General features: G+C 32.6%; 23 protein-coding genes. 15 read left to right on the forward strand and 8 right to left on the reverse strand.

Features of this window, described 5'->3' with window-relative positions:
- Positions 1-43: 43 nt before the first annotated feature.
- Together ATO12_RS24770 and ATO12_RS10070 are read left to right on the forward strand one after the other, a co-directional pair.
- The gene (locus ATO12_RS24770) at positions 44-934 is read left to right on the forward strand and encodes a helix-turn-helix domain-containing protein (RefSeq protein WP_051575728.1); all 891 of its coding nucleotides are present in this window, start codon (positions 44-46) and stop codon (positions 932-934) included.
- Between the two features lie 49 nt (positions 935-983).
- Positions 984-1,496 (forward strand): SRPBCC family protein, encoded by a 513-nt coding sequence (locus ATO12_RS10070; protein WP_081802025.1) that lies wholly within the window; start codon positions 984-986, stop codon positions 1,494-1,496.
- A gap of 87 nt (positions 1,497-1,583) precedes the next feature.
- Here ATO12_RS10070 and ATO12_RS10075 read toward each other — a convergent pair whose 3' ends face one another.
- Positions 1,584-2,555 (reverse strand): NAD(P)-dependent alcohol dehydrogenase, encoded by a 972-nt coding sequence (locus tag ATO12_RS10075; RefSeq protein ID WP_034241590.1) that lies wholly within the window; start codon positions 2,553-2,555, stop codon positions 1,584-1,586.
- 255 nt (positions 2,556-2,810) lie between these two features.
- Between ATO12_RS10075 and ATO12_RS10080 the strand changes: the two genes are divergently transcribed.
- The 5 genes from ATO12_RS10080 (at position 2,811) to ATO12_RS10100 (ending at position 8,025) form a co-directional block, all read left to right on the forward strand.
- Entirely contained in the window at positions 2,811-3,248 is a 438-nt protein-coding gene (locus ATO12_RS10080) for a hypothetical protein (protein WP_034241591.1), read from the forward strand.
- A 264-nt stretch (positions 3,249-3,512) separates the two neighbouring features.
- The gene (locus tag ATO12_RS24775; RefSeq protein ID WP_051575729.1) at positions 3,513-4,997 is read left to right on the forward strand and encodes a M28 family peptidase; all 1,485 of its coding nucleotides are present in this window, start codon (positions 3,513-3,515) and stop codon (positions 4,995-4,997) included.
- Positions 4,994-5,959: a threonine ammonia-lyase gene (locus ATO12_RS10090; protein WP_034241592.1), complete on the forward strand. Its 966-nt coding sequence runs from the start codon at positions 4,994-4,996 to the stop codon at positions 5,957-5,959. The genes ATO12_RS24775 and ATO12_RS10090 overlap by 4 nt, the downstream gene beginning before the upstream one ends.
- Positions 5,943-6,899 carry an ornithine cyclodeaminase family protein gene (locus tag ATO12_RS10095; protein WP_034241593.1) on the forward strand — a complete coding sequence of 319 codons (957 nt, stop codon included), beginning with the start codon at positions 5,943-5,945 and terminating at the stop codon, positions 6,897-6,899. Before ATO12_RS10090 ends, ATO12_RS10095 begins: the two co-directional genes overlap by 17 nt.
- 4 nt (positions 6,900-6,903) lie before the next feature.
- Positions 6,904-8,025 (forward strand): aminotransferase class I/II-fold pyridoxal phosphate-dependent enzyme, encoded by a 1,122-nt coding sequence (locus tag ATO12_RS10100; RefSeq protein WP_034241594.1) that lies wholly within the window; start codon positions 6,904-6,906, stop codon positions 8,023-8,025.
- A gap of 104 nt (positions 8,026-8,129) precedes the next feature.
- Here the strand turns inward: ATO12_RS10100 and ATO12_RS10105 are convergent, their stop codons facing one another.
- The 4 genes from ATO12_RS10105 to ATO12_RS10120 form a co-directional block, all read right to left on the reverse strand.
- Positions 8,130-8,840: a hypothetical protein gene (locus ATO12_RS10105; RefSeq protein ID WP_034241596.1), complete on the reverse strand. Its 711-nt coding sequence runs from the start codon at positions 8,838-8,840 to the stop codon at positions 8,130-8,132.
- Positions 8,841-8,979: 139 nt separating this feature from the next.
- Positions 8,980-9,681 carry a hypothetical protein gene (locus ATO12_RS10110; protein WP_034241597.1) on the reverse strand — a complete coding sequence of 234 codons (702 nt, stop codon included), beginning with the start codon at positions 9,679-9,681 and terminating at the stop codon, positions 8,980-8,982.
- 144 nt (positions 9,682-9,825) lie between these two features.
- Complete coding sequence (locus tag ATO12_RS10115; RefSeq protein WP_034241599.1) at positions 9,826-10,503, reverse strand: hypothetical protein; 678 nt, start codon at positions 10,501-10,503, stop codon at positions 9,826-9,828.
- A gap of 274 nt (positions 10,504-10,777) precedes the next feature.
- Entirely contained in the window at positions 10,778-11,944 is a 1,167-nt protein-coding gene (locus ATO12_RS10120; protein WP_034241600.1) for a threonine synthase, read from the reverse strand.
- A 316-nt stretch (positions 11,945-12,260) separates the two neighbouring features.
- On the opposite strand from ATO12_RS10120, the gene ATO12_RS10125 reads away from it, so the two are divergent.
- The gene (locus ATO12_RS10125; RefSeq protein ID WP_034241601.1) at positions 12,261-12,557 is read left to right on the forward strand and encodes a putative quinol monooxygenase; all 297 of its coding nucleotides are present in this window, start codon (positions 12,261-12,263) and stop codon (positions 12,555-12,557) included.
- Between the two features lie 147 nt (positions 12,558-12,704).
- On the opposite strand, the gene ATO12_RS10130 is transcribed toward ATO12_RS10125, so the two are convergent.
- From ATO12_RS10130 to ATO12_RS10140, 3 genes are all read right to left on the reverse strand, one after another.
- Positions 12,705-13,454, reverse strand: a complete 750-nt coding sequence (locus ATO12_RS10130) for a hypothetical protein (RefSeq protein ID WP_034241602.1) — start codon at positions 13,452-13,454, stop codon at positions 12,705-12,707.
- A 185-nt stretch (positions 13,455-13,639) separates the two neighbouring features.
- Positions 13,640-14,419: a hypothetical protein gene (locus tag ATO12_RS10135; protein ID WP_034241603.1), complete on the reverse strand. Its 780-nt coding sequence runs from the start codon at positions 14,417-14,419 to the stop codon at positions 13,640-13,642.
- 119 nt (positions 14,420-14,538) lie between these two features.
- Positions 14,539-15,108: a Crp/Fnr family transcriptional regulator gene (locus ATO12_RS10140; RefSeq protein WP_034242019.1), complete on the reverse strand. Its 570-nt coding sequence runs from the start codon at positions 15,106-15,108 to the stop codon at positions 14,539-14,541.
- 242 nt (positions 15,109-15,350) lie between these two features.
- Here ATO12_RS10140 and ATO12_RS10145 point away from each other — a divergent pair, with 242 nt between their 5' ends.
- The 7 genes from ATO12_RS10145 (at position 15,351) to ATO12_RS10180 (ending at position 21,992) form a co-directional block, all read left to right on the forward strand.
- Positions 15,351-15,725, forward strand: a complete 375-nt coding sequence (locus tag ATO12_RS10145) for a hypothetical protein (protein ID WP_034241604.1) — start codon at positions 15,351-15,353, stop codon at positions 15,723-15,725.
- Positions 15,726-15,857: 132 nt separating this feature from the next.
- Positions 15,858-16,298: a hypothetical protein gene (locus ATO12_RS10150; protein WP_034241605.1), complete on the forward strand. Its 441-nt coding sequence runs from the start codon at positions 15,858-15,860 to the stop codon at positions 16,296-16,298.
- Positions 16,299-16,550: 252 nt separating this feature from the next.
- Entirely contained in the window at positions 16,551-17,606 is a 1,056-nt protein-coding gene (locus tag ATO12_RS10155; protein WP_034241606.1) for a serine hydrolase domain-containing protein, read from the forward strand.
- A gap of 153 nt (positions 17,607-17,759) precedes the next feature.
- Positions 17,760-18,494, forward strand: coding sequence for an acetolactate decarboxylase (locus ATO12_RS10160; protein ID WP_240486121.1), 735 nt, complete (start codon positions 17,760-17,762; stop codon positions 18,492-18,494).
- Positions 18,495-18,745: 251 nt separating this feature from the next.
- On the forward strand, positions 18,746-19,165 hold the full coding sequence (locus tag ATO12_RS10170; RefSeq protein WP_131248806.1) for a hypothetical protein: 420 nt from the start codon (positions 18,746-18,748) through the stop codon (positions 19,163-19,165).
- An 86-nt stretch (positions 19,166-19,251) separates the two neighbouring features.
- Positions 19,252-19,929, forward strand: a complete 678-nt coding sequence (locus tag ATO12_RS10175; protein ID WP_034241609.1) for a CPBP family intramembrane glutamic endopeptidase — start codon at positions 19,252-19,254, stop codon at positions 19,927-19,929.
- 1,322 nt (positions 19,930-21,251) lie between these two features.
- Positions 21,252-21,992 carry a LytTR family DNA-binding domain-containing protein gene (locus tag ATO12_RS10180; protein WP_034241610.1) on the forward strand — a complete coding sequence of 247 codons (741 nt, stop codon included), beginning with the start codon at positions 21,252-21,254 and terminating at the stop codon, positions 21,990-21,992.
- Positions 21,993-22,148: the final 156 nt, after the last annotated feature.

Below are 22,148 nucleotides of genomic sequence, written 5' to 3' on the forward strand. Positions count from 1 at the left end.
ATACATTATCACAAATTGTATATGTTGATCAAATAAAATTAGAGTGACATCTGAAAACGAAATCATAACTTCAAAAAAATGGGAATTGGATAAAATTTCAATTTCTCATAATATTATTGATTATAAAACATTTGGATCTTATGTCTCTAAAAATAATTCTGAATCGGTTAGACTACATTTTGGACTAAGTGGAAATTATAATTTTAAGTACAAACAGCTAAACTCTTCTTTCGATTTAGTAGGATCACACAATAACATAATGTATTCTAAAGGAATAGAAATCGAAGTATCTAACAAGAGTAAAAGAATTGAGACTTTTGGAATTAATTTCGATACAGATTTTTTTATTCATATTGCTCAAAACGGAAATGAATCACTAAAAAAACTGGCCGATAAAGTAATCCTTAATGAAAATGCTATTCTATCTAATGAGTGGAGGCCTAATAATTTTAAAATACAACAAGTAATTAATGAAATTCTATATGCACAATATACTAATGAACTCAAAAACCTATTCCTACTATCAAAAAGTATTGAACTTCTCGTATTACAAGCAGAACTATATGAATTAAGCACCACGAACAAATTCATTAAGTCAAATTCTGATAAACAAAAACTATTTGAAGCAAAAGAAGTTTTAACCCTACAAATAGATAATCCGCCAACAATTAGTCAATTATCAAAAATAATTGGTCTCAATGAATATAAACTCAAGAAAGGGTTTAAAGAATTATTTGGCACCACTGTATTTGGGTACATTCATAATAATCGAATGCATCTGGCCAAAAGATTATTATTAGGAACCGATCTGTCTGCAAAAGAAATTGCTTATAAAGCTGGTTATAGTTCTCCTCAACATTTTTCAAAAGCATTTAAAAAAGAATTTGGGACTACTCCCGATAGTATTAGAAATTATCCCGATCGTACAATCTAAAGGAAGAAAATGGTAGCATTTTTGGTTTCAAATTGTAAAACTAAAACATATGAAAACCAGATTTTCCTTATTAATAATCGCCTCATTATTATTAATAGGCTGTAAATCAAAAAACTCTACCGCAATTATGATGATCGAAAAAGAAATTCAGTTCAATGCTAATAAAGAAAAAGTATGGGAATTATTAACAAATCCAGCAATAACCAAACAATATATGTATGGTTGTGAAGTGCTATCAGATTGGGAAATAGGAGGCTCCATTTTTTGGAAAGGCCAAACCGAGGATGGTAAAGAAGTTACCTATGTAAAAGGAAAAATAGTTGAATATAAAAAAGGAAAACGGGTAACTTTTACCATGTTTGATCCAAATATGGAAATTGAAGACATTCCTGAAAATTATTTGAGTCTAACGTATGACCTAAAAGAAAAAAACAATAAAACTATATTAAAACTTACTCAGGGAAATTTTGCAACCGTTGCTCTTGGAGAAAAGAGATATGAAGAATCTCTAAAAGGGTGGGAAATGGTAATCCCAACTATGAAACAGATAGTAGAACAATAAATCTCGAATAAAGAGAAACAATAACGGTTTGCTTATTTTTTCAAACCGTTATTTCTGCATTCACTTTTTATAGTATTTTTTTATTATTTAATTTAAATTTATAATAATATTTCCTTTTTTGTTTCCGCTTTCAATATATCTGTGAGCTTCAGCAATTTGTTCTAAATTGTATCTTTTATCAATAATTGTATTTAATTTTCCTTTTTCAAAAAGTATGGTTAGTTCTTTTAAGAATATTTTTCGTAATGAAATAGGTCGAAAACCTGTAGCTGAAAACATTACTTTCTTTTTACTAAACACTTTTGTCCACAGCATTTGAAAAAGGGTAGAAACTTGTAGAACAGGATTTAGATATATCCCTTTTTTAATCAATGAGTCTTTACAGTCATAAAATGAACTTTTGTTAGCAACATCAAAAATAATATCATAGAGTTCTCCATTTTCTGTAAACTTATCACAGGTATAATCAATAACTTTATCAGCACCCAGCGACTTTACCATATTCATATTGGTTGAACTGCATACTCCTGTTACATTAGCTCCAAACGATTTTGCAATTTGAACAGCAGCAGACCCCACTGTCCCCGAAGCACCATTAATAAGAACTTTTTGATTGTTTTTCACTTTTGCCATAGATACTAAGAAATTCCAAGCAGCCATAAAAGTACAAACTGATGCGACATCCTCATCATTCATGTTTTCAGGTTTTTTTAGCAATAAACCTTCTTCTTCAATACAAACATACTCTGCATAACAACCTAGATTTTGGCCAGAATGTCCAAATACTTTGTCGCCTACTTTAAATTTAGTAACATCATTACTTATTTCTACTATTTCTCCAGAAAATTCAGCACCCAACACAGAGTTTTTAGGTTTTGTTAAACCCAAAAATAATCTTGTGAAGTATGGTTCTCCTTTTCGTTGTAAAAGATCTTCTGTAGTAATTGGTATTGCATTTATCTTTATCAATACCTCTTTGCCTCTAGGTATAGGCTTTTTAACATCTTCAAGTTTAAATACATCTGGAGTTCCATATTTATTAATTGTAACTGCTTTCATTATTTTAATTTTAACGTCACACAACGACAATGTATATACATTAGAAAGTCATCAAAATAGCAAAGAAAATAATGATTTCCTAAAAATTAAAGTTACCATTATCCTACGTTTCTTAAAGTGCTTGATATTTAACGATATGAGCTCCAGGTAGACTTTATCAACCCAAAGATTTCACTGAAAACAAGGGGATACAAATCATTTATGATGTCTATCTTTGATCCTAAGATATATAGTAAATAATTAACGTGAGGACATATGAAAAAAATAATTTTAATTCTTTTAGTATTCTTACCGCTATTTTCTTTTTCGCAAAACGACTTAGATAAAATTCTGGTAGGGAATCACTATCTATCTGTTCAATGGATTTCATGGGACTATTTTGGAACTGCCAAGATCGAAAAAACAGATAACGACAATGTATATACAATAGAGGGCCATCAAAATAGTAAAGAAAGTAGTGATTTCTTAAAAATTAAAGGTACTATTACTCCAAGCTCTGCAAAACATTTGATATTTAACGGTACTATTGAGACTCAGGTAGATTTTATAAACAACGGAAAACCTTGCAAAAGAGAAGGAAAATTTAATTTTAAAGTAAAGGGAAACAGAAAGTACTGGAGGCTCCAGGAGATGGGTAACCCCTGTAGTGAAGTTACCGATTATGTAGATATTTATTTTATTCAAAAAAAATGATATCCTACAAAATTTCATTATCCAAACAGATATCCAGGGGCTATACTCCTAATTTTTATCTACTGAATTATTTTTTTTCTATATTTGTATAGACAGAAATATAGTAACAGTATGTTACACTCTTGTTTTTTAGCTTAAGGAAGAACATCGGAAAAACAAGTGAATTTCTTTACGGAAAACCTCCGTATACCTTAATCAACAAAAGTTGGTTTGGTGTACGGAGGTTTTTTTATTACACCAGGTATTAATTAATACATTACTATTATGAAAAAAGGTATCATCGCATTTGTGGCAATTATCATTGTTGCTATTGTTACTTTGTATTTCTTTCCCCAAATTTTATATACCACATCATTCGGGCAAAGAATATTGATGAAAATGGAAGGAGATCAAGTAGCAGAATTTTATTTTAAAGAAAATCAGACTACCAAAGACACCCTATACATGAATGGTGTTATTTATTCTAATACACTATATGATATTAAAGAAATCCTATTCGAAAATCCAGAAGTAACCACATTGGTAATGGAAGAGGTTCCCGGGTCTATTGACGATGAAATAAATCTTCTTGCTTCTCGCGAAATCAGGAAACACCATATAAACACTTACATCCCCAAAAACGGAATGGTAGCTTCTGGCGGAACAGATATGTTTTTGGCAGGAGAAAAACGAAATATTCACGTTACAGCCAAGTTGGGAGTACATTCCTGGTCGGGAGAAGATAGTGTTGCATTAGATTTTCCGAAAGACCACGAAGAACATAAAAAATATCTAAACTACTATACCGAAATGAATATTCCTACAGCATTTTATTGGTATACATTAGAAGCAGCTCCTGCAGATAGTATTCATTGGATGACAGCTAACGAAATAAAAAAGTATGATGTAGTAACCGATTCGGGAATAGAAACAACCGAATTATTGGATATTCAAAGACAAATATCATCAGATCAGTATTTAGGAAGGGGCACAGGAAACAATCAAAAAGCACAAGACTTTATCAGGTCATATTTTAAAGATATCGGTTTAGAAAAATTAGATGCAGATTATGATTCTCACTTCACTTTTAAAGATAGAAAAACCAAAAAAGAAAGAACAGGGACTAATTTTATAGGCTATGTAAAAGGAAAAACATATCCCAAAAAATATATAGTTATTGGTGCGCATTATGATCACCTTGGGGTAATAAACGATACGATATACAATGGTGCAGATGATAATGCCTCTGGTACTTCTGCCCTACTGATCCTAGCAAAATATTTTTCTAAAAACCAACCTCAGCATTCTATTCTTTTTGCAGCTTTTGATGCCGAAGAATTAGGCCTATTTGGTTCTAAACATTTTGTAGATAACCCTCCTGTTTTGTTATCCGATATCAAACTCAATATCAATATGGACATGATTAGTCGTAATCCTAAAAACGAAATATATGTTGTTGGGACCTATCCTTATCCACAATTTAAACCCATAATCGAAAGTATTGCTAAAGATGGTCCATTAACCGTTTCTTATGGTCATGATGATCCAGAAGATAAAACCAAAGATTATTGGATGTTTTCTTCTGATAATGGTCCTTTTTTTAGAAAAGGAATCCCCAATATCACTTTTAGTGAAGAAGATCACCCAGGTTATCACCAGGCAAGCGATGATGTCGAAGAGATACATCCCGAATATTATAAAAACGTAGCAAAATTAATACAGAAATCTATTGAAGCGATAGATCAAAATTTTCCAAACTCAAAACAATGATACGTGCTACAGATATAATTGATGCTTACAAAATCAGTAAACCTGATTTGAATAGAACACCTATGGCTCATTCTCCAGAACTAAGTAAAATATCCGGGGCGAATGTCTTTCTTAAAATGGAATTTTTACAATATACAGGATCATTTAAAATACGAGGAGTTCTTACTAAAGTACGCAGTTTAGACAAAAGTGTTTTTGACAAAACTTTTGTAGCGGCATCTACAGGAAATCATGCTGCGGCGTTTGGTTATGCTTCAGAAAAATTTGGGTTTAAAGGTGTATTATTCCTTCCGAAAAAAACAAGTGATGCAAAAATAAAAACTCTTGAACAATATGGGATGAGAGTTATTTTCTATGGTGAAAACAGCCTGGAAACAGAAGAAAAGGCAAGAGCCTATGCAAAAGATATCAATGGTGTTTTAATTCATCCCTATAATGACCAGGAAATCATTAAAGGTCAAGGTACTATCGCTGTCGAAATAGAAGAACAAGTACCAGAAGTTGATGTTATTTTAACACCTGTGGGCGGTGGCGGACTGGCATCTGGCATAAGTACTTATTTTAGTACTCATCATACTATTTCGGTCGTTGGTTGTCAACCTAAAAATGCTTCAGAAATGCATTTATCGATACTACAAAACGGTATTGTTCCTCCAAGTACTTTATCCACTATCGCAGATGCATCTGCAGGCGGAATTGAAAATAACGCCATCACCTTTGATATTTGTAAAAAACACTTATCTGGTTTTGAGATTATCGAAGAAGAAGATATTAAAAAAGCCGTAGCGTTTATGATGAAATATCATAAAGTAGAAATTGAACCCACCGCCGCTTTGCCGGTAGCAGCATTATTACAAAGCAAAGCGTATCATGGAAAAAATGTGGTTCTGGTACTAACAGGAAAAAAAATAGACAATCAATTATTAACTCAAATAATGGTGAAATATGGCGACTATTATTAATCTAAAAGACATAAAAAAAAGTATACAATCAGTAGATATAGTTGCGGCTATGAAAGAAGGTTTTATACATTATAGTAATGAAAAAACGGTGGTTCCGCCCGTAGGTGAATTATTATTTGAAGACCCTCCTGGAGATGTGCATATTAAATATGGATATATAAAGAATGATGATTTTTATGTTATCAAAATTGCCTCTGGTTTTTACAACAATTCAAAATTAGGGATAGCTTCCAGTCAGGGAATGATGCTCATATTTAGTCAGAAAACAGGGCAGCCTGTAGCCATTTTATTAGACGAAGGGCATCTTACCGATATTCGTACTGCAGCAGCAGGTGCTCTGGCAGCTATGTATTTTGCTCCAAAAAAAATAAAAGCCATTGGTATTATTGGTACCGGAATACAGGCCAAGTTACAGTTGCAATTTCTGCAGAAAAACAATCCTTGTAAAACCGTATGGGTATGGGGAAGAACACTAGAAAACACAGAGAAGTTTAAAGCAGAATTGAGTCCTGATTTTGATATTCATATTGCCAAAACTCCAGCAGAAGTAGCAAAAAACAGTACTTTAATTGTTACTACCACTCCTTCTGAAGTTGCATTGCTCGACGCAAAAGATATCCTGCCAGGTACTCATATCACAGCAGTAGGATCTGATACTTCAGACAAACAGGAACTTGATAGTAAAGTGCTTCAAAAAGCAGATATTGTCATTGCAGATAGTATTCCGCAAAGTAAAAATAGAGGCGAAATATATCGAGCCATTAAAGATGGTACAATTTCCGAAGAAAAAATCGTTGAGCTTGGTCATGTAATTCAGGATCCTGCCTTGCAGCGTACCAATGATGATCAAATAACAGTAGTAGACCTTACAGGAGTTGCAGTACAAGATATAATGATTGCAAAAGCTGTTTATAAAACATACATGAATACTAAAATATAATAGAATGAATATTCCAATTTTTGAACTCGAAAGAGTACAATCTTTATTTGAAAACACGGTAGATTACAATCTTACCGAAAGTGGTTTTCATCCCTATACACTTAATGAGCTATTAGAGCAAGATCAGATAGATACACTTACCAATACTGTTTTGGGATACGGGCAAACTAACGGTTCTATCCCATTACGTAAAAGGATTAGTGCTATGTACAATGGTGTAAATGAAGAAAATGTATTGGTAACCAATGGTTCTTCTGAAGCAAATTTTATTGCTTGCCATACATTACTAGAAAAAGGAGATGAAGTGGTTATGATGGTCCCCAACTATATGCAGATTTGGGGTATTGCCGAAGAAATGGGATGTGTTCCCAAGGCATTTCATTTACGAGAAGAAAACAAATGGAGACCTGATATTGAAGAATTAAAGACCCTGGTCACTTCAAAAACAAAAATGATCGCACTTTGTAACCCTAATAATCCTACAGGATACACGCTTTCTTCTGAAGAAATGCAGGAGATTGTAACTATCGCAAAGCGTGTAGATTCCTGGGTATATTGTGATGAGGTATATCGCGGAGCCGAATTAAACGGAGAAATCATAGAAAGTTTTATTGGGATGTATGATAAGGTGATGGTTAATGGTGGGCTATCTAAAGCTTATGCCCTGCCCGGATTACGTTTGGGATGGTTAATAGGCCCAGAAACATTGATTGCAGATACATGGGCATATCATGATTATACCTCTATTACTGCGGGTATTATGAGTCATTATATTGGTGAGATTGCATTAAGACCCGAAAAACGTAAAGAAATACTAACCCGAAACAGAACCATGCTTAATGAAAATCTAAAAGTAGTAAAGCAATGGCTCGATCAATACGGGGACTTATTTGAATATGTACCCCCAAAGAGTGGAGGAATGTTATTTATAAAATACAATTTAGATATTAATTCTACCGAACTGGCAGAATGGTTACGAACAGAAAAAAGTGTATTTATTTTGGCAGGAGATTGTTATGGGATGGACCATCATTTTAGAATAGGGATTGGAGAACGCAAAGAATATATCCTGGCGGGTTTAGAACGCGTTAAACAAGCTCTAAAAGAACGGTTTAATTTATCATAGCAGTCCCTGTCATAATTTTTGGCAAATAATCAAAACAGGCTGTCTAAAAAGGCAGCCTGTTTAATAGAGGTAATTTTTGTTTACATCAAATTTAGACTACTCTTTTATCTAACAAAGTAGTTTTTAGGTCCACTTGATTGAGTGGTACATCCATTTTTGGATACAGAAAGGGTAACGGTAGATCCTCCTTTACGTAACACAACACTTCTTCCTGTTTTATAAGTGGTACCGCCGTTATGAACAACTTTCCACTTATAGGTGTACTTGGTATCATAATTCTTGGCATCAAGAACAGAATTAAAAATTTGCTCTATCATTGTATGTCCACCGCTAGGGCATGGTGTTGAAGAATGATCTGGGGGAATAGCAACAAACTTTCTATGACTTGCCATGATATTATTATTTTCCATATATGTATAATAAATATTTCCCTCATTTTTATTGACTCTTTTGATTGTTACTTTTTGTTCTTCGTCAGACCCTACAATTTCAAAACAGCCGTCTACTAACCAAAAAAGAAAATTAGGGTGATATCCTTCTGCAACTATATTAACACCTACTTCCGGAATAGTTTGTCCATTTTCAACAATAACTTTACCTGGTACATATTTCAGAATTTTCCATAATTTAGAAGACTTATTAACTGCAACATTTGTAACTTTATTATTCTCATTTCTTCTATGTGAAACGGTTTCTGAAGGAACTTCCTTCATTTCTTGATCATAAATATCAAGATTGCTATCTTCTTTCTCACAACTACCAATAAAGATGGTTAGCATTAGCATTGAAGCAATTTTAAAAATTCTATTTTTCATCGTTTGTTGTTTTATGAATTAAATGTGTAATTGTAAATAATTAGAATACTCAATATAGGAGATTGCAAACCACAGCTGTTATATTAACTACGCTTATGTATGCTCATACCAAAAAAACAAGCCTGTTTTGCAACCTACATTATCGCCCTATATTCACATGAAAGTTTTGAGTTCTTGTTTGTGCAGTACAGCCATCCAGAGTAACAGTGAGCGTGACATTAAAATTACCAAAACCTCGCAGTCTAATACTACTTCCTGTTCCGTAGTATGTATTTCCTTTATTAACTACTGTCCAGTTATATGTATATTTCTCATCATAATTACTAGCCGTAACATATTTAGAAAAGCTTTGTCCCATTTTGGTATGTTCACTGGTAGGACATGAAACTGTAGGTGGTGTAGTATCTGGATAAATAAAAGCATCAAAAGTAAGAACAGAATATCTACCATCACCGGTAATAAAAAAAAGCTTGCCTTCATTTTTATTGATTCTTTTAACCCGTACTGTTCTTTTATTATGGGTATTATCAATAATTTTAAAACCTCCGGTAGCAGCCCAGGTTCCATCACAATTTGCTTCGGCAATTGTGATCGTATTTACATAAGGGTATACTTTTCGGGTTCTAAAATCCATCCACATAGGACCTTCATATCTTTTAATACTCCAGTTATGGCAACCATTAGCTGCTTTTGTAGTAGAGTTATCTATTGTAGAAGCCTCTACAGATATATTTTTTGATTCTCCTTCAAGACTATCAAAAGTACCATCATCACTCTCGCAACTACTAATAAAAGTTGCCAGCATTACCATAGTGATTACTTTAAAAATTGTTTTTTTCATGATTTGTTGTTTTATAAATTAAATGTATGATTGTAAATAATTAGGATACTCGATACAAAGCATAGTGAATCATAGTCATACTATATTAGATATACCTATTTTATATACTTAGGATTCAAAGTCGAAGACGAGACTGCTTTTTAATTACCTTCCTATGTTTACATAAAAGTTTTGAGTTCTGGTTTGCGTAGTACAACCATCTTGGGCAATCGAAAGCGTGACATTAAAATTACCAAAACCTTGCAGTCTAATACTGCTTCCTGTTCCGTGATATGTATTTCCTTTATTAACTACTGTCCAGTTATATGTATACCTCTCGTCATAATTACTGGCTGCAGCATATGTAGAAAAACTTTGTCTCATTTTGGTGTGTTCACTGGTGGGACATGGCGGTGGAGGTGGCGGTGGTGATACTACAGGAATTGCAATAAAATTACGTCCAACACTGCTAAACCCTCCTTCTGCTCTTTTTACATAATGTGTAATTGAGCCTTTTTCTTTATTTGTTCTAAGAAATCTTACCCCTACTTGCTTAAAACATCCTGAAGTTTTCCAAAACCCAAAAGGATTCTTTGCCGTTACCCTTACATAAGTCCCTATATGAGGTACATATTCTCCATTAATTACATCATAAGGGCCGTCAAATCCATCGATTTTAAAGAAAGGATCATCAAGAGATCGCATCTTTGTAGTTGCGTTATCGGTTATCATTTCTTTTGATTGTACCTGGGTAGCATCAAGAATACTGTCGTCGGTTTCACAACTACTTATAAAGATAGCCAGCATCAAAACAGAAAGAGTTTTAAAAATTGTTTTTTTCATGATCTGTTATTTAAGAATTAAATGTGTGATTGTCAATAATTGAATGTATCTCAAGCACATAGCAGCCCTACTATTGTATTAATATCCTGAAATGCAAATCAATTATTAGATCCAAAAGTAGAAGCCATACACTCTTTACACTACCCTGTTTTCAGTGAAACCGTATTTATTTTGATGTAGTTATCAGGTGCTTTTTAGATCGGTAACAAACTGTCTTTTTTAAAAAGAGATACTACCATTTATAGTTTGGATATACTATAAATGGTATAACAAATTATGAATATAAATTTTCGGTATACTTATATACAGATCCTGTATTAAGTAGTACTACCGATTCATTGTCTTTTATCCAATGGGTCTGCTTTAGTTTTTTGTATGCAGCCCATACTGCAGAGCCTTCCGGAGAAATAAATAATCCTTCTGATTTTGCAAATTCCTGCATTCCTTCTCTTATTTCATGATCAGAAATAGAAATGGCGGTTCCGTTACTTTCATATAATGTTTTCATGATCAATCGATCTCCAAATGGTTTTGGCACTCTTAGTCCATTCGCTATGGTTGGAGCAGGATTCTCATATTTTTGCACATGATCCATTTCATTATGAAAAGAAGTAACAACAGGATTACATCCATCACCTTGAACAGCTACCATTCGGGTGGGGATATGATTTATCCACTGTAAGGCTTTCATTTCGAAAAAGGCTTTCCAGATTCCTATTAATCCGGTGCCTCCTCCTGTAGGATATAGAATTACATCTGGTAATTTCCATTGTAACTGCTCTGCAATTTCATATCCCATTGTTTTTTTCCCTTCTAATCTAAAAGGCTCTTGCAGTGTAGATACATCAAACCAGGATCCATCATTTTGTGATCTCATCATACGGGCAGCATCAGCAATATTTCCTTTTACCTTAGTAACATTTGCTCCCATGATTTCACAATCTAACTGAAACGTTTTTGGAGTTTCTTTGGGCATAAAAATATGAGCTTTAATTCCTGCTTTAGCACAATACGCACTAAGCGCACTTCCTGCATTTCCGGCAGTAGGGATACACATTGCTGTAATCCCATGTTCTTTTGCTTTACTTACTGCCATACTAATCCCCCGGGCTTTAAAAGAACCTGTAGGGTTACCAGACTCATCCTTAAGCAATAATCGGGATTGGTTATAGGTAGATTCGAGTTTTGATAATGCGAGAAGTGGTGTAAATCCCTCTCCCAGGCTAATGCGGTTCTCTTCTTTTTCTATTGGTAACAGCTCATGATACCGCCACATAGTTGCCGACCTATCTTGTAAATCATTTTTAGAGAAATGGTTATGCAAATTATAATACGCAATCAGGGGTTGATTATCCTTTAAGCAAAAGCTATGTATTTGGTTCTTATCATAAATTTCTCCGCAGTGATCACATCGAAGATAAGAGTATTCATTAGTGAGCATAGTATATCAATTTTTATCCTAATAAAAATATAGCGCGACAGGGATACCCCAAAAAGGATTAATTCATGAATAGCTATATTTACCGCTTTATATTAGGGATAACCACAGAATAACCATCGAATAAATGGTCAATCAAGAATAGTTAAGATTTATCTACGATACAAACAAAAAAAGAGTGCCGGTTTCATCGTTAGATTAAGGTTTTTTCCTCCTCGTTTTTCAATGTACAACATTAAGTTCGTTTCTTAATTTAGATTAAGAGTATTCAACTTTTTGCTTTCTAATTTTGCTTTACATATTGATTAAATAAAAACTAATGGAAACAAATTGTGAAGTAATTTTAAAGTCAGAGGTCAAAAATTCTATGGTAAATAATCTTATGAATTTTCTTGACGAGAACCTACCAAATGTAAGAGGATTTAAAGGGTGTTTATCTGTAAAAATACTTTTTAATAAGGAGACTAATGAAATGGTATTTTATGAAGAATGGATAAGCAAGAATCATCATACAGATTACATAGCTTTTATTTCTAACAATGGGATCATGGCAAAACTCGCTGCCTTTTTAACAAAAGCACCAGAGATTAACTATTATCATAAACTAGCTATATAATTGTAAAATCCATATTCCTAAAGGTGTTCTTGAGTTAAGAAACATAACTACTACCTAATGTATTCTTATTTATAGAACACCTTGATGTATCAGAAATCTTCTCTTTACTACAACATTTTTTTATAATAAAATTGAGTATCTAATCTCTTAATCTGTAAAAGGCAAAAGAGATAAGCTTATCGCCAGAAGATTACTAGACATATGAAAAAACAACGGATACTTAAAACCAAAAGATGTTCTTATATATCCATAAATTAATGCACTCATTAATTGAGGTAAAGTAAGAATCGGAAGCAAAAGAATATTTGTCAAGTTTAACTCATACTTTGTAATGTGTATCCAGGCAAAACACACGCAGGAGATATAATATATACTTCTAAAATGTGTTCTCCAGAAGTTAGCCAATCTCTCTTTTATTGATGTACTATTAACTACAGGATACAAGAGTAATCCTAATGCAATTGCAATAACTACTCGTATCATAAAGCTTTCGTCTATTGCACTTATTTTTGTTTGAAAAACAATTTTGGTCAATGCATAATATGAAAATACACTTGATGATAGTGCAATATAAATGGGTTTAAATTTTAAGGAAAGCCTAAAAGCAACTTCTTCTATAAGAGGGAGAATTATCCCACCGACTACTAATAAAACCAATGGAGAAAAACGTTCTAACATATTTGCTTTTTGCACATTCTCTGGATCATATACGAGAGCAAAAAACAAAATTACAGGAATCAATAACATGAATTTTAAAAAGTACAATCCAATGGTATCATATATTTTAAGGGTTACAGATTTTTCCAGGTTATTTTCATACTTCGGCTTTTTTATAAAGCCGATGAGTTCTTTAAACAAAGTAAAATAGTATTTGGGTGTAATTAATGGGTATCTCATGTTTTGATTTTTAACCAGAAGACGAGAGATATGATCATTTGTAACATACAAGTGTATATCACCTTGTGATATACCATAGTAAAATGTCTACCTCAAAAAACTGTTTTCTATTTTGATGCAACGGTACTCTTAATAGAAAAAGTATCGGGTAGAATTTATGATATCGGGTTACGAAATACGATATCTTACTTTTTTGGATATCCCATTAGATAAATTTTTTCAGATTTTCCTTCTATAACATCTTTTTTCCAGATATAGGTATCATCCTTAATGCCTTGTAAAAGCTCATCGAGATCTTCTAACCGATATATTCTCCCGCTTGAAATTACGGCATCCCAGGCAAAACAAAGAGGAATTACAGGGATTATATACGTAAAAATAAGCTGCCTGATCGTTAAAGGGCGTGCCAATGGTGTGATAAAAAGACATAAAATTACACTAAGAGGAATAAAGAGCCACCATAGCAGGAGCGGAAATTTTTTATTGATTTCCATAATACAAATCGGTTGCTTTTTGCTTTGTACGACTGCTAAAATACTTCTGGCCTGATCTGGTCTCATATGATGAAAACTACCTACCATGGTAAATATCCCTTGTATAGAATCATCAATATGCGTAGCATCCAAAGGAGTGGTTCTATATTGTATATAATCACTACTACTGTTTATTCGTTTTGCAGCTTCTAAGTTGGGATACAGGTCTGACAAAACCAATTCGACATCTTCGAGATGATGTTGATTTCTTAATAATGCTATCGTATCGATCATAGGTCCCCCACTACCCGAGCATAAGTCGATAATTTTTGTGGCCCCGGTACGTTTAATAAGATCTGCAAGCAGTATAGCCATATCCCGGCTCGTGTCAAACTTTTTATGCATTACCACAATGAGTCGGGTCATACAGATTCTAATCCAATTAGGAAACCATGGTAAATCTTCGAATTCAAATAGGTGTATTCTCTTCATTTTATCAAAAGGATTAGGGAAAATAAGGTAAACAACATATCAGAATGATAGTCTCTTTTAACATCCTAAGACAAAATTATAAATTTAACGAACACAAAGTTTTGATCCAAATCAAATTCTTACTTCGCCCCTCTAATTCTACTTAATGTTTCTTGTGTAATCCCCAAAAAAGAAGCAATATCTCCCAGAGGAACACGAGATTCTATTTTTGGATGTAGATCAATCAAACTATCATAACGTTGTTGCACCGTTCTAAACTGAAGAGAGGCTATGCGTTCTCTAAGTTGGTAAATTACTTTGGATAAGATAAGTCGGTACAGATGCTCGAAGTCGTGATGTTTTTTACATAAAGCCTCTAAATCATCATGCCCTAATGCTACCAGGGTACTGTCTTCTAATACTTCTATAGTATGAGAGCTGGGTCTACCATGTACAGGATCGGTTGTCGATGGAATAAAATCGTTTTCTAATGCAAACCAATCGGTTATTTTTTTATCATCAGACCTATAATAAGCTTTGAGTGCGCCTTGTATGATATAATAGAATTTATGCGAATACGCCCCTTCTTTTACCAGTATATCTCTTTTCTTATACTCGACAATTTTTATTTTTTCGGACCAATCATAAATAGCTTCAGCACTAATGCTGCCATACTTTTCTGTTATCTTTTTAAATATATCTTCTATCATAAAAATCAATCGTTTTTGAGTAGCGTTTACAGCGGTAAATATGCAAAAACTTGCTTACATAGCTTATGGCTTTGGTACAAATTTTCTAAAAACTCCAATCGTCTCAATCTCATAAAATTAAACTTTTATCGCACCCTGCGGTTTCCCGTAAAAATATCTAAAAAGGGAGTGGTAGTTTAGTGCCTAAAAATATATCATAGATAATTTTTAGCTACATCAAGAAAAACAAGGGATTTAAAAAAATGAACAAATTAAGTCGTAAAATCAGAGAAATTTCTGAAAATAAGAATATCGAACGAGAAAAAATAATACAAGGACTATTAGAACATCTCGAAGTAAAATATAACCTTAAAGATCATCCCGAAGAAGACCAACACATTATTAAAGGTATCCAAAAAAAGATTATTAGTGTATTACTACAAGAACCAAATCAAAAGAAGGAATTAAATCAAACGGTAAAATACAATGATATCTTTGATCTGGATAGGATAGAAATGAGCCTACTAAACGATGCCTGGAACGAACTAGAAGCCCGCGACGAAGTATATGCCGAAGCTTTTGAAATAGGATTAACCGATAGCGGTATTAGAAAACATCGCCAGGAAATTATAGTTTAAAAAAACATAAATAAACGTTTATAGATCATTATAAACTGATTTATGGACTGGTGAATATATATCTTTGTTAGCAATCCTTTAACGCAACTATTTTACAATTTATGTATCTATTGTGTATAAAATATAAAATATATGAAAAATAGAATTTCACTTTTATCATTAATTTTAGGAATTTGCTTTTTTACAAGTTGTAGTAGTGATGACAATTTAACACAAATAAAAAGGCTTAACGGAACTTGGGAACTTATATCATATAAAAATTTAGTAACAGGGGAAATTACAACAAAACCTGTTGATTTAGATTTTAATGTTATTTTAAAATTTGACGATACATCTAATCCTAATAAAGTAACAAGTAATCAATTCTTAGGAGAATATACTTACAACTCCTTTTCTTCTTTTAAACTAAATTCATATTATCTTACCGAAATTTACGAACCAGAATGGGGAGCATCTATATATGAAATTGTACAAAAAGACGAAATACTTGAATACACTATAAAAAACTCTGAATTAAAAATATATTATAATAATGGCAACAATGTAATAACTCTAGAAAAGTTCATTGAATAATGAATATCTTACCCGATAGCGCGAATTTGTAAACCCGATAGCGCGGATTTGTAATCCGCGAAACATAAGGAAATATCAAAACAGTCACTTATACTACGACTGTTTTTTTTGTTTTAATAGCGCAGATTGCAAATCTGCGCCATCGGTTATATAATTACTAGAAGCAACTATATATCTTTGTTAGCAAACATTAAAAACAACATTTCGGTAACATTAATAAACATTGCCAGACTTATAGGAAAACAAAAATAAATGAAGATAATCATTAGTGTAATAATTTTATTAGTATCAGGTCAACTTGCGTTTGGGCAATCCCGAGAGAAAAAAATTGATTCAATTTGTCAAGCTATCCAAAATAAAAACCCTAAAGTCGGAATTAGTATAGGATTTATAGACAACGGAAAAGAATATTTCATCAATTATGGAGAAATCAGTCGGGAAAGTGATTTGAAAGTGGACGAAAATACTGTTTATGAAATCGGCTCTATTACAAAATTACTGACTGCTAACTTAATAGTACAAGCCCAAGACGAAGGAAAATTGAAAGTTGACGATTTTATAGATAACTATTTACCGAAAGAATACATATTGTCCGAAAAATTAAAAGGCAAACTTAAAATTTCTGATTTAGCTTCCCATCAATCAGGTCTGCCAGATTTTGATTTTGGTAAACTTATCAAATTGAACCCTAAACAACCTTTAAACATAAAAAAAGAGACCATTCATTCTATTATAAACGACAGTACAAAATTATCAGATTATGGTAATTATAGATACTCAAATATAAGCTATGTTTTAATGGGCATTATGTTAGAAAATATCTACTCAAAAAGTTTTGACAAATTGATAAAGGAAAAAATACTCGTTCCTTCAAAAATGAATAATACTTTGACAACAGACTTCAATGTTAAGAACAAAGTTATTGGATACGATATAAATGGAGTACAGCAAGATTATTTTGTTTGGAATTCATTATTTGCATCAGCAGGTTTGCTAAAGTCGAACACATTTGATATGTCAAAATTATTAAAAACACTTTTGTCAAATAAAGGCAAAATCGGAAAAGCAACTTCAGTAACAGAAAAGACGTTTTATAAAAACACCCTGATGGAAATAGGTTTCGGACAAGAAATAGAACGAAACGGGAATGACACTTTCTTTTATAAAGCGGGCGACACATTTTCCTGTTCCTCGATTTTTGCTTACGACAAGAAATCAAATTGGGGAATAGTGATAATGATAAACCACAAAAATTCCGATTTAATAAGAGAGTTGATTAATACAATTTATGAACAAGTATTGAGATAAAAAACGTTTGCCCGATAGCGCGGATTTGTAATCGGCGAAACATAAGAAAATATCAAAACAGTAACTTATATTGTGACTGTTTTTTTGTTTTAATAATCTATGTACTGGTGAATATATATCTTTGTTGGTGGTAACCTGACAAAACGAAAAAAATTGAATTCGAATATAAAACAAATAGTATTTGCACTTCTGACAATTGGACTGATAAGTTGTAATTCTACGCACAAAAAAGATAGCTCTAAAAAAATAGAAACCTACACCGATATTAAAATTGTAGGAGCGATGAAAAATGTGATGTGGAAGGGGGAATTGGGTAGCAGTATTAACCTTGATACTATTGCTGATAAAAATGGCCTTTATGGAATTGGACCAGAAAGCTATTTAACAGGAGAATTGCTGATTAATAATGGAAAAAGTTATGTATCAAAAGTGGCTTCTGATTCGACAATGACCGTTAAAAAAACATTTGATGTTTCTGCACCTTTCTTGGTTTACGGAAACGTAAAAGAATGGAATGAAATTGAATTACCTGCCAATGTTAGGACAATTAAAGATGTAGAGAAATTCATTGACAATACAACAACTGATTTTAAAAGACCTTTTGTATTCAAATTAATAGGGCAAACAAGTGCAACTATTCATATACAGAACTTGCCAGAAGGAACAAAAGTATCATCACCTCAAGAAGCTCATCAAGGACAAACTAATTATGAATTGTTTAATGAAAATGTTGAAATAGTTGGTTTTTTCTCGACCGAACATAAAGGAGTATTTACACATCACGATTCATATGTACATATGCACTTGATAACAAAAGACGAAAGTAAAATGGGACATGTAGACGAATTGGAAATTAGAAAACTAAAATTGTATTTACCTAAAAAATAAAAAAGCGTCAATTCGAGTGTTTTGTCGTAATGAAATAAAGACAAAATGTAATTCGGCAAGGCCCGTCCTGAGTTTATCGAAGGGCTCAGCAGAACTATCGAGAATAGCTTTTTTTGCCCGATAGCACAGATTACAAATCTGCGCCATCGGTGTGAAATGAATAATTTTTGAAAAACTCGATAGCGCGGATTTGTAATCCGTGCTATCAGCTATATATCTTTGTTGTAGCACATTACCGAACACGAATGAAAATGAAAACATATATAATAATCGGACTTTTAATTACCATTGGATTAATGACTTTTATAAGTTGTAATTCAAAGTCAAATAGTACGAAAACAACTATAGAGAAAAAAGATACTATTCCAAAGGACTTAGAAGTTATCTTAATTAAACCTTTTAATAGTGTTGTCTATAAATCAATGGCCGAAAATAGAATTTTTATAGATTACTATTATGAAGAAGGTTTTTTTCAAGGAAATCTAATTTTAGAATTAAACTCAGATGAAATAATTGAATTTAATAAAGACTCTGGCACCTTTTTAAACGATCAATCAAATCTTATATCAAAAGATTTTAAGAACTTATTTAAACTAAGAAATATTACGCCTTTTATTGAAGAAAAACAAAGAACTGAACTAATAAAAAATTGGAGAATAAAAAATGAATAAAAATTAAAACGTGCTACAACCATACCTAAACTGCATTAAAACGCAGTTTAACCCAACGTTATACTTAAACAGAAAAACCAATAAATTTGAACAACGAATTGATAAGTACCCTAAAAGCCTTCTTCGCGACTCTACTCTATATTGTTGGACTTGAACTTATCGGCTCTTGGTTATATATAGCAGAAGTAATTGAATTTGAAAATTATCATGATTACTATTTTTTAATACAAGGAGTTTTACAATTAATTGTGATTCTGATTTTTATTTACTTTATAAAAAATCGGACTTTTAAAAACCTGATAAAAAAAACTCATCGCAAATGGTACTTAATTGCTTTCATATTGGGAATTTCATTTGTATTTATGCAAACACCTTTAAAATGGATGTACAACCTGTTGTTCGGAACTGAATATCAAATTGCATATAGGTTTGATGGTTTATCAAAATTCAGGAATATAAATTTTATTTCCTTTATCCTGTTTATTCCAATTGGAGAAGAGTTATTTTTTAGAGAATATATTCAGAATAATTTACAGAAAAAAACGACTGAACTTATTGCTATTTTATTGACTTCCTTTTTGTTTGCTTTGATTCATTCTCCATATAAAAATTTGATATTAGAATCTGCCAAACAAGATTGGCACCTATTTTATTTGACAATATTTGGCGGAATAATCTCTGGTATTCTTTATTCTAAATCTAAATCGACTGGGCCATCGATTGTCTTCCATGTATTTTGGAATTTAACTGCAATGATTGTCTGAGTAAATAAGCGCTAACAATGACACCCGATAGCGCGGATTTGTAATCCGCGAAACATAAGGAAATATCAAAACAGTCACTTATACTATGACCGCTTTTTTGTTTTAATAGCATTTTATATACAGAAACATAACCCGAAGCCTTACCGAGATGCTTGTAAGGATCAACAAGGTATTTCTTTGTATTAAAATTATAGCTCTAAGTACCTTATAGGGTAGTTCGAAGGGGTGCCGAGATACTTCGAAGCGTTAAAAAGGTAGTTCGAGCTATCTTTTTTAGGATCGCTATCCATCAATGTATCGCAAAAAACCCTTAAAGTATCGCTTTTAGTCTGTAATCTATCACTTCGAAGCGTTAATGTATCGGCTCGAAGCATTAAAATATCAGCTCGAACCCGATAGCGCGGATTTGTAATCCGCGAAACATAAGGAAATATCAAAACAGTCACTTATACTATGACTGCTTTTTTGTTTTAATAGCACGGATTACAAAAATCCGCACCATCGTTTATAGCATTTTATATACAAAAACATAACTCGAAGCCTTATCGAGATGCTTGTAAGGATCAACAAGGTACTTCTTTGTATTAAAATTATAGCTCTAAGTACCTTATAGGGTAGTTCGAAGGGGTACCGAGATACTTCGAAGCGTTAAAAAGGTAGTTCGAGCTACCTTTTTTAGGATCGCTACCCATCAATGTATCGCAAAAAATCCTTAAAGTATCGCTTTTAGTCCGTAATCTATCACTTCGAAGGATTAATGTATAGCTTCGAAGCGTTAATGTATCGGCTCGAAGCATTAAAATATCAGCTCGAACTACCTTTTGATACATTCGACTCCATATCGACATGCTTCTACCTCTTAAAGACACCTTTCGAAACGTTACCGAAGTCCTTCGAAGACTCCCTTTATGGCATCGAACCCCAAAAAAGATCACTTTTACCCCTCCTGCCAAGCCCTCTAGGCCATATCATATCTGCTCGAACCCTCATTGTATCCCTTCGAAAGGTCATCATCACCCTTCGAAGCGTTAAAATATCAGCTCGAACTACCTTTTGATACATTCGACACCATATTAACAAGGGGGTACCCCCTTGTCGATATGGGGTTACGCTCTTATCCCCGACCTGTTTTTATAACACCGTTTGTTTTTCGCTGTGGATGGAAAATAAAATTTCTTAGCTTTGGACAAATAAACTAAACATAACACTTCGTAAACTCTATTGATCAAACAGTTTGCTCTGGCGATCGCTACACAAACACAGTTTAATCAACAAGGCTAAGACTGAGTTTACTACATGTTGGTAACAAGCAAAAAATTGAGATGAATACACTAAACCCATCAATTAAACATCACTTATTAGTAGGAATATTTATTGGTCTTTGGGGTTTTGCTTTTGCGTTTTTTGTAAGACCATTTGATGATGGAAGCATAGGTTTAACGGGTTGGATTAGAATAAGTGTAGGATTTAACTTCATCGCATTTTTGGTATATGGATGCTTAAGTGTTGTTCAAAAATATATTTATGATAAAACAAAGAAATGGTCTTTGAGTTATGAAATAGGAGCTATTGTTTTTTATCAGGTACTCTATACTATAGGAACATTTATTTTTTATAAAAGTCCGTTATTAAATGGAAATTATACTTTTTTTGAATTCAATACTATCATCACTCTAAGAGTCGCATTAGTAGCGCTTCCTGTTGTTATTATAGCCAGAAGGTACTTAATCAAATTAATACCTATAAAAGAAGATATAGTAACGATTAAAGGAGAGAATAAGTTAGACATCTTAAAAATTAAAAAATCAGAATTAATTTGTATTTCTAATGCTCAGAATTATGTCGAGATTTTTTATCTAAAAAACAATGTATTGCATTCTAAGCTAATTCGGTCTTCGTTAAAAGCGCTACAAGAAGATTTGGATTTTATGTTTCAGGTACACCGTTCACATCTCATTAATCCTTTTCATTTTAAATCCTGGAAGGATCAAAATACCATATACCTAACCGAAATAGAGCTTCCCGTTTCTAAAAGTTATAAGAAACAGTTATTATCCTTATAATTTTCTGTACCTAAAATCAACTGTTTTATAACAGTGTCAATTATCGTTATTTTTTTCGTACCTAAAAACGATAGCTTTATACCTAAACCCCAAAAACACTGGGGTTAGCGAGTGATTCAATTTACTTTTGTTTCCTATAATCAATACCATAAAAAC

Origin of the sequence: Aquimarina atlantica (genome assembly GCF_000626715.1) — a bacterium.
GTDB classification, from domain to species: domain Bacteria; phylum Bacteroidota; class Bacteroidia; order Flavobacteriales; family Flavobacteriaceae; genus Aquimarina; species Aquimarina atlantica.

Coding starts and splice junctions, on each gene's coding strand:
- ATO12_RS10070 (WP_081802025.1), top strand. CDS start 984: ATGAAAACCAGATTTTCCTTATTAATAATCGCCTCATTATTATTAATA.
- ATO12_RS10075 (WP_034241590.1), bottom strand. CDS start 2,555: ATGAAAGCAGTTACAATTAATAAATATGGAACTCCAGATGTATTTAAA.
- ATO12_RS10080 (WP_034241591.1), top strand. CDS start 2,811: ATGAAAAAAATAATTTTAATTCTTTTAGTATTCTTACCGCTATTTTCT.
- ATO12_RS24775 (WP_051575729.1), top strand. CDS start 3,513: ATGAAAAAAGGTATCATCGCATTTGTGGCAATTATCATTGTTGCTATT.
- ATO12_RS10090 (WP_034241592.1), top strand. CDS start 4,994: ATGATACGTGCTACAGATATAATTGATGCTTACAAAATCAGTAAACCT.
- ATO12_RS10095 (WP_034241593.1), top strand. CDS start 5,943: ATGGCGACTATTATTAATCTAAAAGACATAAAAAAAAGTATACAATCA.
- ATO12_RS10100 (WP_034241594.1), top strand. CDS start 6,904: ATGAATATTCCAATTTTTGAACTCGAAAGAGTACAATCTTTATTTGAA.
- ATO12_RS10105 (WP_034241596.1), bottom strand. CDS start 8,840: ATGAAAAATAGAATTTTTAAAATTGCTTCAATGCTAATGCTAACCATC.
- ATO12_RS10110 (WP_034241597.1), bottom strand. CDS start 9,681: ATGAAAAAAACAATTTTTAAAGTAATCACTATGGTAATGCTGGCAACT.
- ATO12_RS10115 (WP_034241599.1), bottom strand. CDS start 10,503: ATGAAAAAAACAATTTTTAAAACTCTTTCTGTTTTGATGCTGGCTATC.
- ATO12_RS10120 (WP_034241600.1), bottom strand. CDS start 11,944: ATGCTCACTAATGAATACTCTTATCTTCGATGTGATCACTGCGGAGAA.
- ATO12_RS10125 (WP_034241601.1), top strand. CDS start 12,261: ATGGAAACAAATTGTGAAGTAATTTTAAAGTCAGAGGTCAAAAATTCT.
- ATO12_RS10130 (WP_034241602.1), bottom strand. CDS start 13,454: ATGAGATACCCATTAATTACACCCAAATACTATTTTACTTTGTTTAAA.
- ATO12_RS10135 (WP_034241603.1), bottom strand. CDS start 14,419: ATGAAGAGAATACACCTATTTGAATTCGAAGATTTACCATGGTTTCCT.
- ATO12_RS10140 (WP_034242019.1), bottom strand. CDS start 15,108: ATGATAGAAGATATATTTAAAAAGATAACAGAAAAGTATGGCAGCATT.
- ATO12_RS10145 (WP_034241604.1), top strand. CDS start 15,351: ATGAACAAATTAAGTCGTAAAATCAGAGAAATTTCTGAAAATAAGAAT.
- ATO12_RS10150 (WP_034241605.1), top strand. CDS start 15,858: ATGAAAAATAGAATTTCACTTTTATCATTAATTTTAGGAATTTGCTTT.
- ATO12_RS10155 (WP_034241606.1), top strand. CDS start 16,551: ATGAAGATAATCATTAGTGTAATAATTTTATTAGTATCAGGTCAACTT.
- ATO12_RS10170 (WP_131248806.1), top strand. CDS start 18,746: ATGAAAACATATATAATAATCGGACTTTTAATTACCATTGGATTAATG.
- ATO12_RS10180 (WP_034241610.1), top strand. CDS start 21,252: ATGAATACACTAAACCCATCAATTAAACATCACTTATTAGTAGGAATA.